3 protein-coding genes are annotated in these 12,946 nt (G+C 68.0%); all 3 read right to left on the bottom strand.

The genetic code is table 11. The features are described from left to right. Positions 1-496: 496 nt before the first annotated feature. The gene (locus C8J45_RS00155) at positions 497-1,177 is read right to left on the bottom strand and encodes a CPBP family intramembrane glutamic endopeptidase (RefSeq protein WP_181321045.1); all 681 of its coding nucleotides are present in this window, start codon (positions 1,175-1,177) and stop codon (positions 497-499) included. Positions 1,178-1,326: 149 nt separating this feature from the next. Continuing rightward, positions 1,327-4,461 (bottom strand): CHAT domain-containing protein, encoded by a 3,135-nt coding sequence (locus C8J45_RS00150; RefSeq protein WP_181321044.1) that lies wholly within the window; start codon positions 4,459-4,461, stop codon positions 1,327-1,329. A 35-nt stretch (positions 4,462-4,496) separates the two neighbouring features. Continuing rightward, positions 4,497-12,944, bottom strand: a complete 8,448-nt coding sequence (locus tag C8J45_RS00145; protein WP_181321043.1) for a filamentous hemagglutinin N-terminal domain-containing protein — start codon at positions 12,942-12,944, stop codon at positions 4,497-4,499. Positions 12,945-12,946: the final 2 nt, after the last annotated feature.

Genomic DNA, 12,946 nt, shown 5'->3' with positions numbered 1-12,946 from the left:
GAACGCACCAAGTCCATATACCGTTGTACTGCTACCCTCATCGTTGGGAAGACGGAGAGTCGTCCGGCCAACTATTGCGTGCGACGCTGCCCCGCCGCGAACGGTAAGCAGAACCTCCGTAACGAGCTTCATCTACAATGCTGGCATGAGGGCAATCTCGATGCAGTCGCCTCGCGCCGCTCCAAGCATTCGATCGGTCAGGCTCTGTTGCATGCTTCGTGCTGATCCGGAGCCTACCGCCGGTGTTTCGGGATCGGGTCTGGCAGACTGCCCAAACACGCTTACCCAGCGGCGATGCGTTGGGAAACACCACCAAGGGGCTTGACCGTAAGCTGTTTTCAATTGGCCTGGCAGAAATGGGAAAAGGGAATATCGCGCGTGGCTCGCATGGCTGAATTTCACATCGTGCGCGGACGGACCATCCGCCCGGAAGCTGGCTACAGTGCAAAATCGACTGTTCAAATCTATCGCTGATCCGCAGCCCAGTTGTCGTGTGTCAAAAAGTTGAGTTTCTGCGTAAAGGTTGAGGTGTTACGGAATGGTATCGAAGCGCCAGCGGGATCACGATTGCCGCGAGCGCCACCGTCATTGCGACGCTCGCGTTGAGGCCTTGCTCCGATCCACCCCAGCGCGCCGCGCCGATCAGGTCCAAGTCGAAGAGCGCGCCAAACACACCGACGCCTGGATTGGGATCGAGCCCGAACAGCATTTGCTCCCCCGCATTCCATCCCCAATGCGCGGCGATCGCCCCGGCGATGCCGCCGTCGCGGACCGCGATCAGCCCGAACAGGATCCCGCCGAGCATCAGGTTGGTCAGCGTCAGCACACCAGTCGCGCCCCCGAACAGGTGAAGCGCCGCGAATATCACCGCGACGAGCAGTACCGCAACAGGCTCCCTGACGACCGATGCGATCTGAGGTTGCAGCCAGCCACGGAACAGCATCTCTTCCGCCCCGACCTGAAGCATCACGGTCACGATGCCGAGCAGCAACGTAGAAAGGACCGTGCTACCGGCTCCGCCGACCAGACTACCAGCCAGCCAGGTATAGCCGACCGCCAAGGCCAGGCCACCCGCGCCCAGCGCCAAACCCAGCACCGTCGCACGGCCGGGACGTTCGCCGAACACCGGGCCAGTCACACGATCCAGCCACCAACCGGCGATGCCGATCGCCAGCATCGGCCCGAATATCGCCAGCGTGAAAAGGCTTTCGCCCGAAGCCCCTGATGTACCGTTCAACCATCCGGCAACGACCGGAGGCCCGAACGCCAGCAACACTGCCACCAGGACGACGCCGATCGCCGCCCCCGCGAGTGGTCGTACCGCGCTCATTTTGCCGCGACGCGCGGACTTTGAGCGGGCGAGGCAGTTGTCAGCGCGGTCTTGCTGCTGTCGCCGACCAGGAAATACGGCGCCCAGTAGAATGGATGCGAATACGCCGGCTGCGCAATCAGTGCGCGCTGCGCATCCTGCATAGCCTCGCCCATCGTGCCGGTGCGTGCGCGGGCGTAGAAGGCGCGGATGAACTCGTCGCTCTCCTTCTCCGCCGACACCTGCCAATAGGTGGCGAGCACCGCGCGGGCGTTGGCGGTGAGGAAGGCGCGCACCAGCCCCTCGAGCGTTGCGCCAGCCTCCTCCTGGCCGGAACTGCGGGCGAGCCCTTCGTCCCGCACGCCCGCCGCGGTATCGCACGCGGACAGCACCACTAGGTTCGCATCGAGCCGAAGTTGCGCGATCTCCGAAAAGCTCAGCAATCCGTCGGACTTGGCATCGCCGAACGAGGTGACGAGTGCGGGTGGCGACTTGGAGCAACCCCACATTCCTTCGGTCAGGCCGTGCGTGGCAAAATGAACGACCTCATACTGGTCGAGATCGCCACGTGCCTCGACGCTGGTATCGGTGAACGCGGCGCCCGTAAGCAGTTGCGCGTCACGGACCTGCAACGCGCCCGCCGCGATACTGAGTTCGCGCGCGCTGATCGGCTTCAAGGTCCGCGACAGAGACGCGAGACGACCATAGTCGACGCTACACCCATAGCCAACCGAGATTGGCCGGAGTGCCGCCACCCCGGTTGCGCTGGCGGGGGCGCTGTGCTGGCCGAAGCCGATGAACGCGCGCTGCGCTCGCGACGCCGGGGTGCCGCGCGCGACCAGAAACGATCGCGGCGACAGCGCGTTGGAGATCGATGCGGTACGCGCCAGGAACGCGGTCTGCGAGAAGTCGAACGGGTCGGCGCGCACCTCATTCGCATCATAGCGCGTCACGAGCGCACCGATCGGCAGCGTCTCGAGCGGGCCGGCCGGATCGACGACGATCGACCGCGAGGCCTGCAGCGTCGGCGCCGCCGGCCCCGCGACCAGCCGGAAGAGCGTATAGGCGCGCGCTTCGTCGAACGGAACGAGCTTGCCGACGTCGAGGCCGCCATCGATCGAAGCGCGCAGCTGCTGCCCAAGCGTCTCGATCGCTCGCGTTGCCGCCCCGCTGTCCGCGACGTGGTAGACGAACGTCCGGTCGGGGGTCACGACGAGGCCGTAGATGCGACGATCGAGCCGGGTCAGCTTGAGGAACGCTTCACCGGGACGCAGTGCGGCGCGCAGTTCGACCAATGTCGCCGGTGCGTCGTCGAGCGTACGGTACCGCGGATCGGCGGCAAGCTGGGCATCGACCGCGAGCAGACGCTGTTCGGCCGCCGTTCGCGCGCGCGACAGGTCGGTCGGCGCAGCCTCGTCCGTCTTTCCGCCCGCCAACGTATAGCGCAACCGGGTGATTTCCCTTTCCAGATCGGCGCGCTCGCGCAACGCCGTGGCGATCGTGCCGTCGGCAGTCACGGTGGTCCGCAGCTGGCTGAGCTGGCGGGCAACCGCGGGCTCGCCATTCGCCTGCACCGCCCGGAAGAACCGGTCATAGGTATCGGGTAGCGGCTTGGCGGATTCGGCAACCAGCAGATCGAGGTAATCCTGCATGCCCAGCGCGCTGCCGAGCGACGTACCGTGGGAATCGATCAGCGCGTCGACCGCCTCGCCAAAGGCATTACGCACCGCCGTGCGCGACGCGCCGGTCCGGGCATAGACTGCAGCGCGATCGAGTTGCGCCTCGGCGATGGCGGGCTCGTTGCCGGTCCCCGCATTGGCGATCGCACTGCGCCGGAGCATGTCGACCGCGTCGGTGAAATTGTCATAGGCGTCGGCGTAATCGCCACGTTGCGCCTGCAACCGGCCACGCTGGCGGGCGATCCGGGCGCCGAGCCATAGTAGCTGCGTCTGGTCCAGCCGTTCGTTGGCGAGCGGACGATAGATCGCGGCGGCACGATCGATCGCGGCTTCGGCCTGGTCGCGGTCACCCTGCGCCAGCAGCGCGACGCTGCGCCCATATTGCGTCTGGATATCGAGCACCAACTGCGACAGCACGGCGGCATTGGGCACGGTGAGTGCCGTCGCGGTGCCGTTCTGGCGCGGCTGGTTCAACAGGCGCAACGTCGACGGATCGCGCAACGGCTGGCCTGCCGCGGCGGGCGCGTTCGACACGCGATCGAGCGTTGCGAGCGCCTCGGGAAAGGCATGGCGGTTGATGGCATCGAGCGCGACATAGGTATCGCGCTTGCGCGACAGGAAGGCGGTGCGCGAGGCCGGCTGTGCAACAAAGATCGCATCCGCGGCTGCGAAATGCGCGGCGGCGGCATCGGGGAAACGGATGTTCGAATCCGCCAGTGCCGCCTCCAGCAGCAGTTCGGCGCTCAACAGAGCGGTGGTGGTAGTAGAAGACGGGGCAGATGCGGTGGGCGACAACCGGCTCAGCGCATCGTTGAGGATGCGCGAGGCCTCCACATAGAGCCCCTTGTGGTTGAGGCTGATCCCTTGCGCCAGCGCGGTTGCGACGTCGAGCGGCGCGGCGATCGTCCCCGCCGCATCGGCCGCGGCCAGATCGGCGCCGGTCGCACTCGGCCGAGCGGCGAGACGGGCGATGTCGATCGTCGCGGTCGGCGTCCGGGTGACGTCCGTGTTCGGCGGCAGCACGCCCGACACGATTCCGAGCGCCTCCTCGAGCAACGGCAGCAGCGCGGGCGTGCCGGCAGCGGCATAGTGCATCCCGCCGCGCGCCGTATCCAGCCGCACCGATTCGAGCCCGGTGATCCTGTCGAGGCAGCGGCGTGCGGTGCCCTCTGTCGCGGCGACGCGTACTGCTTGGACGGGACCGCAGTCGAACTGCGCGTCAAGCGCGGCTTGAGCCTCGGCCGTCGCCTTGATCGCGCGGACGGTGCCGAGTGGCCGGCTGGCGGCAACGCCGGAACAGGCGATCGTATAGGCGCGCGCGAAACGATCCGGTACGCCGGGATCGGACCAGTTGCGCGTCGCGATGCAAGCCTCGCCAGCCGGATTGCGGCCAAGTCCGACCGTCTCCAGGCGAGCCTGCGGCGTGACGGTCGCGCAGCCGGCCAGCGCGGAGCTGCCCAACGCCATCATCATCAAGGCTTTATAGGTACGAGGCATCGAGCGCGGCATCAGGGTTTGGCCTTCTGGTCGGTCAGGGATTGCGGCGCCAATGCCGGCAGGTCGGTCAACAACTCCTCGTTGTTGCTGCCGACCAGCGGTGCGAACGGCACGGTGACGTCGCGCGAAATGCCGAACACCTCTTCGCCGCTCCAGTCGAACACCTGCAGCGTCGGCTGGATCACGATGGTGTTGATGCACCCCGCGCCAGACCCGGCGAGACAGCCGTTGATACGGCTGTTGGGGAGCAGCACGGGATCGATGTTGATCACCGGATTGCCGAGCAGCGCGGCACTGGCGCCGTCGATTCCGTTGATCGTCCCGAACAGCGCGACGCTTGCCTGAGCGGGGGTGCCGAAGGTGCTGATCCGCAAAGCCGGTGACACCGGGGCACCCTGTGTCCCTCCGAGCTTTAATCCGGAGAACTCACCCGGAATCGCGGTGTTCTGGAACAGCGCATAATCGCCGAACCGCACCGTCAGCGACCGCGCCGACAGCGTCGTCGTCGAGCCCGGATCGTAGAAGCCGCCGCCCAGTTGCGGGTTGTACAAGGCCGAATTGCCGTTGCCGATCAGCGACTGTGCCTGCGCGATGCCGGCGGCGCCTGGTTGCAACGTGCTGATGAAGCCGGGTGCGAGGCCGATCGCGATGCGCGTGCCCCGCAGTTCGACATCCGATCCGTCGAACAGCAATCGCCCGCCGCCGTCTCGGGTCGCGACGACATGGATGGCGTTGGCGTTGCCCTCGGCCAGCCCGCCGCCGATCCGCACCGAACGACCGCTGCCCTGGGTCGAGACCGCACCGATCACGCGGATGTCGCCGGTGCCGAGCATCTCGACCACCCGCCCGCTGCCGGTCCCCAGCGCCAGCGTGCCGACCTCCATCGCACCGGCCCCCGCGTCGAACCGGAGCGTGTCGGCAGTCACCTGTCGCACCTCGGCATCGGACAGGCGGAAGCCGTCCGCGCTGGTGCCATCGCCGATCCGCATCGTCGTGGTGGCAGACGCACGATTGGCGAACGCCACCGTCTGCGCGCGTACTGGTCCGTTCAACGCGACATCGTTCGCGGTGACAGTAACGGCGGGGCCGGCGGCCAGCGCGCCGATCGTCGCCAGCCCGGCGACATCGAGTGTCGCCGAACCGCCTGCGCCCCCGCTGCCGAGCGACAGATCGCGGCCGCTGGTCAGCGTCAGCGCATCGCCCGCCTTTGCGTTGGCCAACGTGACACCGGCCCCGCTGGCGGTGATGCTCGCGGCTTCTACGGTGTCGGCGACGATCGCGCCGCCTGCCTTCAAAGTCGCTGAGCCGCCCGCACCGACATCGCGCAAGGTCAGTGCCGCCCGCGCATCCGCCAGCAATTGCCGCGCGGCCGACAGCCTGCCGCGAACATCGATCGTCTCGCCCTTCAACGATGTCCCGCCGGTGCTGGTCACGTTCGCCGTGGTCAGCGCGCCGTTGCTCGCCAGCTCGATATCGCCGCCGCGGACTTCGCCGAGCGCAATAGCACCGGCGTCGGTACGCAGTGTGAGGTTGCCGGATGCGCCGACCTTACCGAAGGTCAGGTCGCCGCGCGCCAACGCCACCGACAGGTCGGACACCGCGATGTCGTCGGCGCCAATGTTGGCATTATGCGAGAGTGTCGCTGCGATCGCGTTGCCGTCGAAGCTGCCGATCCTCGACGCCTCGATGCTGCCGAACTGCATCGCGCGGCCCGCCCCGGCACGAAGGCCCAGCACCGCGCCGCCGCCGGGTCTCGCCTGGATCCGGGTGCCTGCAAAGGCGATCTGGCCTGCGGAATCGAGGACGAGCCGATCCGCGCCCGTGCCATCCGAGTCGCTGGTCAGCGTCAGGCCGCGTACGCCCGTCAGGTCGCCCGACGTCGCGGTGATGCTAACCTCGCCGGCGGCCTTCTGGACGATGCCGGTGTCGCCGAGTGTCACGCTGCCACCGGTCACCCGGTACGCCCCGCCCGAAGTGACCGCGCCCGATATCCGCGCCACGCCCGTTGCGCTCAGGATTGCATCGCTACCGGACGTCAGCCCGGTCAGTGCCAGATCGCCTCCGGTCGCCGCCACCGTCGCAGTACCGCCTGCCGCGATCTGACCTAGAGCGACCGTCGCCCCGCGGACGCCGAGTGCGCCCGTCGTCGTCGCCGAAGTCCCGGTGATCGCGCCGGTCGACGTGGCGTCGATCGATGCGCCCGCGATGTCGGCAAAGCCGACGCTGTCGCCGGTGAGCACTAGCGCGCCGGTGGCCGTGGCCTTGCCGAGGCTGGTCCGCCCGCTGGCACCGAGCGTGACGTCGCCTCCCGTTACCGGTCCCGTCACGGCCAGATCGCCGTTGGTCGCGGTCAGGGCGAGTGCCGCGCCCGCCCCGGCCCGATCGAGGGTCACCGTACCGCCGCGCACGCCAAGTGCTCCCGTGGCCGTAGCCGAGGTACCGGTAATTGCACCTGGAGACGTCACGCCGACCGAGGCCCCCACGATATTGGCAAACGCTATGGTGCCGCCGGTAAGGGTCATCGCGCCCTTGGCGGTGACATCCGTCAGAGCGGTCTGCCCGCTTGCACCGATCGTCACGGTGCCGCCGGTTGCAAGGCCCGTCAGCGTCAAGTCGCCGTTGGTCGCGGTCAAGCCGAGCGTCGTGCCGCCGTTGGCCTGACCGAGGTTCACGGTGCCGCCGCGGATCGCGAGAGCGCCTGTAGCGGTCGCGGACCCGCCAGTGATTCCGCCTGCCGACGTAGCGTCGATCGATCCACCCGAAATATCGGAGAATGCGATACCGCCGCCGGTCAGCGTCAGGGCGCCCCGCGCCGTGGTCTTGGCCAGGCTCGTCCTCCCGCTGGCGCCGAGCGTGACGTCGCCGCCAGTGACCGGCCCCGTCAGCGTCAAGTCGCCGCCGGTCGCCGTCAGGCCGAGTGTCGTGCCGGCGCTCACCTGATTCAGGGTCACGGCGCCACCGCGAATGCCGAGAGCACCCGCAGCTGTCGCCGAACCACCAGTGATCGCACCCGCCGACGTCACGTCGACCGTCGCGCCCGAAATATCCGAGAACGCGATGCTCCCACCGGTCAGTGTCAGCGCACCGCTGGCCGTGGTCTTGGCTAGGCTCGTCGCCCCGCTCGCACCCAGCGTGACGTCACCCCCAGTGACCGGACCCGCCAAGGTCAAATCGCCACCGGTCGCAGTCAGGCCGAGTGTCGTGCCGGCGGTCGCCTGGTTCAGGGACACCGCGCCGCCGCGGATCGCGAGAGCGCCATTCGCTGTCGCCGAACCGCCGGTGATCGCGCCGGCCGACGTCACGTCGATCGTCGCGCCCGCAATATCGGAGAACGCGATGCTGCCTCCGGTCAGGATTAGCGCACCGCTGGCCGTGGTCTTGGCCAGGCTCGTCCGCCCACTAGCGCCAAGCGTGACGTCGCCGCCAGTAACCGTTCCCGTCAGCGTCAAATCGCCGCCCGTCGCCGTCAGGCCGAGTGTCGTGCCGGCGCTCACCTGGTTCAGGGTCACCGCGCCGCCGCGGATCGCGAAAGCGCCAGTCGCCGCCGCAGAACCGCCGGAGATTACGCCTGCCGACGTCGCGTCGACCGTCGCCCCCGAAATATCGGAGAACGCAATGCTGCCGCCGGTCAGCGTCAATGCGCCCTTCGAAGTGACGCCAGCGAGCTGGGTCCGCCCGCTTGCGCCAAGCGTGACGGTGCCGCCGCTGGCTGGCCCGGTCAGCGTCAGGTCACCGTCGGTCGCGCGCAGTTCCAGCGCCTCGTTGCCGGTGTCGACCCGCCCTGCGCTGATCGACGTTGCGGTGACGGTCAGCTTGCCGCCGACCACGTCGCCCAACCGTGCCGCGGTGCCGATCGTCAGGGAGAATGCCTTGCCCGGTCCCGCACCAAGCGAAACTCCGCCGTTCGCGTCGTAGCCGGAGAGTTCGCCGTTGGGCGCCGCGATGGTAAGATCGCCGGTGCGGCTTCTGATGACCGGCGCGCGGACGTTCCCCATCGCGCGAACGTCCACCGCATTCTCCGCGACGAGACCGTTCGCCAGCAGGATGTCGGAACCTGGACCGGTCGTCCTCAGCGCCGCCGTGCCACCCGAGACGAGGCCCGTCGCGAACAGCCGGCCGCCGGCGGTGATCGTCAGATCGCCGCGCGAGTCGACGGTGCCGAGATTGATCGGCCCCTCTGTCGCTTCGATCGTCGCCGGCCCGCCGATCAGCATGTCTCCCGCGACCAATGCGCCTTTACTTGCGACTGCGGTAAGCGATGCGCCATCGATCCGGTCTGCGTTCACCGTCGTGCCGCGCAGGGCAACGATACCGTCCGCATCGACCACACCGACCGCGAGCGCGTCGCCCGCCGTCAGCGTCGCATCGCCGCGCGTGACGATATCGCCCCCGTTCAGCGCGGCACCCGCCGTCGCCTTGAAAGCCGATGCCTCGACGCGATCGAACCGCACGGTGCTGCCACTCAAAGATACGCTGTTGCCGGCACGGATCGCACCGACGGCCAAGGCACCCGGCGTTTGGAGAGCGGTGACGCCGTTCACAGTGATATCGCCGCCGGTCAGCGTTCCAACCTTCGCGGTCGCATTGAGCGACGCCGCCCGAACCGTCCCGAAGGCGACCGTGTCGCCGGCCAGTGATACCCCGCCACCCGCATCGATGGCGCCGGTAGTGACCGCGCCGCCGAGGCTGTCGATCGTGACTGTGCCATCGCCCGTTGCGATCGCACCCGTGATGACGCCACCCGCCGCGCTCAGCCCGAGCGAGTTGGTCAACGTCAGATTGCCGGTCTGGATGCTTCCCGCACCGGCTGCGGTAAAGACCGTCGCGCCGACGTCGCCGACCGTGATGATCCCGCCATCGGTCGTGAGCGAAACCGCCGACGTCCTGTTGCCTCCGCGTAGCGAGGTGGCGGGATCGAAGGTAATGCCACCGCCGGTTGCGGTCAGGCTCAGCGCCTCGCCACCCAAGTTGTCGCTGTCGGCGACGATCGCGGTTCCGGCGTTGCCGGTGATCGCGCCTGCGCTGCTCGTCGCGGTATAGCTGCCCGTGGCGCCCTGCGCGCCGCCGAGCGTAACCGAACGCCCCGACAGCGCCACGTTGCCGCGCGCCTGCAGTCCACCGAGCAGCGCCGTATCGCCCTGTGCGCCGACGGTGACGCCGGCACCGGTGATCGCCCCGCCGACCCGCACGTCGCCGGTCGCGGTAAGGTTGACGGCGCCCGTCGCCGCGAGCGCGTTGCGGATCGTGACGGCACCACCGGTGGCAGTGGCGGTCACTGCCGCACCGTCGATCCGCCCGACCTGCACGTTGCCGCTGCTGGCGGTCAGCCCGACGGCACCGCCGCGGACCGTATCGATCGCGATCCGCGTCCCGCTCGCGCTGGCACCGAGCCGACCCGCAAGTGTACCCAGCGTCACGGTGCCACCGCTGGTCAGCGTGGCCTGCCCGTCACGGCTTTCCACCGTACCGAGTTGCAGCGCGGTACCGCTTACAAGCGTCACGTCGCCGCTGGCGGACACGTCGTTCTGCACGGTCAGCGTTCCGCTGGCGGCACGCAGGCTGATGCCCTGCCCCGCGCCCGTCACCGCCAGTCGACCGACACTCAGATTACCGCCGGCGCTCTCGGCCGCAAAGCCGTCTACCAGGTCGAGCGCGCCGAACGTCAGCGAGCCGCCCGATACGATCGCGCCGCCAAGGACCGTGGCGTCGGCGTTGGCTGCACCCAGCGCACTTAAGGACCGCGCGGTGACGTTGCCCAGGCTGAGCGGCGCATCGGCGGCGGCGTTGAAGATCCCGATGCGCAAGGCGCGATTGGCGCCCGCGGTGATCGAACTGCCCGAGGCCAGAACGATGCCGTCGACACCGGCCGCCTGCAACCGGACGAAATCGCTCGTGCGTGTACTGGTCGAGGCAAGAGCAACCCCACCAGTAGCGACGATACCGCCAGTCGATGCGAGCAAGTCGATCGATCCGCCACTCCGGACATTGCCACCCGCAAACCCCAGCGTAGAGCCGCGCAGGGTCAGTGCGCCCCCGGCCGTCACATCGCTGCCGAAGGTCGCAGCGCCGACGGCATTTACGGTGACGGCATCGCGAGCGGTCAGGCGACCGGTGGCGATCGCATCGGTTCCGGTCAACGTGATGCCTTGTCCCGCATCGACCGCGCCAATGGTCAGCGCGCCCCCCGTCGCGGTCAGCGTCACGGCGCCCGAACTGGCCGTCAACGCACCGGTGGCGATCGACGCACCGCTAGCGGTAAGATCGCGAACGATATTGACGTCGCCCGAGCGCAAGGCGCCGGTGGTGCTCAGCCCAGTCAGCGAGCGCGCCTCGACTTTACCCAGCGAAATCGGACTTGCTGCATCGTTCAGCTGGAGCTGAACATCCGACTGCCGCGACGTTCCACCGAACAGGCTGGTGCCGGGCGCGAAGGCGATCCCCGTTGTTGACGGTGCGGTGACCGCAAGGGTCAACGGGTCGTTGCCGGATCCGTTCGCGTCCGAGCGCAGAGCCAGCCCCTCGAGTCCGGTGATGCCGGCCGCGCCCGCGGTGATCGTGATCGCCCCGTCGGCGCGCTGCGTCACCGCACCGGGAGCGCCGAGCGTGACGCCACTTCCCGAAACCCGGTAGTTGCGACCCAAGCCGACGGCACCCGCAATCGAAACGGCCCCGGTGACAGCATCGATCTGCGCGTCACGCGTCGCCGTCAGCCCCTGAAGCGTCATCGCCCCATCGCGAACGATGGTAATATCGGCCACGGTGCTGCCGATGGCTGTGATCGTACCGGCGACTGAAGTCGTGCCGCCGCCGGTCAGCGCGACCGGACCGCTTCCCGCAGTGATCGCGCCGGTCGTCAACGCCCCGTTGGAGACGATGGCGACGCCGCGATCGGACGCGAGCGTCCCCGCGCTGATGCCCGCAGCATCGAGTGCCAGTCCATCGCGCACGTCGATGTTGCCCAGCGCCAGCGAACTGGTCGTCGTCAGCCCGTTGCGGATCGCGCCGGCGCCGATGGCCTGGCGCAAGCCCCGTGCGGCAACGTTGCCCAAGGTGATCTGGTTGGCTGGACCGCGCTGGCGAATATCGACATAGCCCGATCGGTCACTGCCGCCGGAGATGCTGCTGGTCGCGTCGAACAAGATGTCGCCCGCCGCTGTGCCAGCGGTCGACAACGTCAACCCGGCACTGCCGCCGGAACGCAGCGACAAACCTGCAGCGCCGGTAATGTTGCCGTTGGTCGATACGAGATCGACACCTCGACCGGCGCGCTGGATAGCCGAAGTGCCACTGCCCAGCGCAATACCCTGGGCGGCGATCCGATAGTCGCGGGTGGCGGTCACATCACCCGCCACCGTCAGCGCGCCCCCAGCCGAAAGGATCACATCGCGTCCGCTCGTGAGAGCGCGCGCAAAGCTCGCGGTACCGCTGGCGCCGGCGATGATGTCACCGTTATCGTCGGACTGGGTGGACATTACGCCACTTACAGAGACCCCGGCGATGCCGCCGGTGTCCACTGCTGCACCAGCAACCGTGATCCCCGCCACCGCAGTGTCGGGCTTGCCGGCGGATAGTACGATGCCGCGTCGGCCGTTCGATGCGGTTGTCACACGCGCATCGATTTGCAGCAACGCGTCGGTGATGTTTCCCTGTGATGCCAGCGCGAACAGCGCGTCGCGCCCATCGACGGTACCGCGGACATACTGACTATTCTTCGGTACCGCCGTGCCGCGGTTGAGCGTCACCGACAGCGGGCTGTTCGTCGCATAGTTGAGCGTGACGTCGGTCGCCGTCACGAACGCGACGTCCTGGCCCTTGGCCTGGAACACGCCGTCGGCCTCGATCCTGGGCGCGATCATGATCAGGCCGCGATTACCGCCCTCGACCGTCATCTGGGCACCGCTCGCCACGGTGATAGCAGAAATGCTGCCCGCCCCGTTCATACCGCTGCTCAGGCGATAGTTGCTGCCGCCGTCCAGGAAGTCGGTATCCGTGACGTCGAGCGTCGACAGCACCAGCGACCCGGTCGTGAAGTTTGCGCCCGGACCGACCACGATGCCGTTGGAATTCAAGACCCAGACGGCGACGCCGGCACTGCTCGTGAGTTTGCCGAGCAGTTGCGACGGATTGCTGGAGATGTCGCGGTTGAGAACCGCGATATTGCTCGACGCCGTGCCGTTTTCAAAGTTCGCCGCCTGGTCCTTAGGGATATTGAACCCCTTCCAGTTAATCACCGTATTGTTGGCGCGCAGTTCGACGTTCAGATTGCCGTTCGGGCTCGTGATCCGGGGATCGCTGCCGAGAAGGTTCGTCTGCACGGAATCCACGCTCGCCCGCGTCGGCAGTACCGGCGGCGCTGGCACGGTCTGCGCAACCGCAGGCAAGGCCGCGATGCCGCCGAGCGCGCTTGAGACGATCAGAAGCAGGCGGCGGCGGCGAACGGGCGACGTGACATGGGTCATCG

The organism is Sphingomonas sp. PP-CE-3G-477 (assembly GCF_003050745.1).
Taxonomy (GTDB): Bacteria; Pseudomonadota; Alphaproteobacteria; order Sphingomonadales; family Sphingomonadaceae; genus Sphingomonas.
Note: the sequence above shows the minus strand (reverse complement) of the source record. Positions and strands in the feature narration are given on the sequence as shown.

Coding starts and splice junctions, on each gene's coding strand:
- C8J45_RS00155 (WP_181321045.1), bottom strand. CDS start 1,177: ATGCTGGCGATCGGCATCGCCGGTTGGTGGCTGGATCGTGTGACTGGC.
- C8J45_RS00145 (WP_181321043.1), bottom strand. CDS start 12,944: ATGACCCATGTCACGTCGCCCGTTCGCCGCCGCCGCCTGCTTCTGATC.
- C8J45_RS00150 (WP_181321044.1), bottom strand. CDS start 4,461: ATGATGATGGCGTTGGGCAGCTCCGCGCTGGCCGGCTGCGCGACCGTC.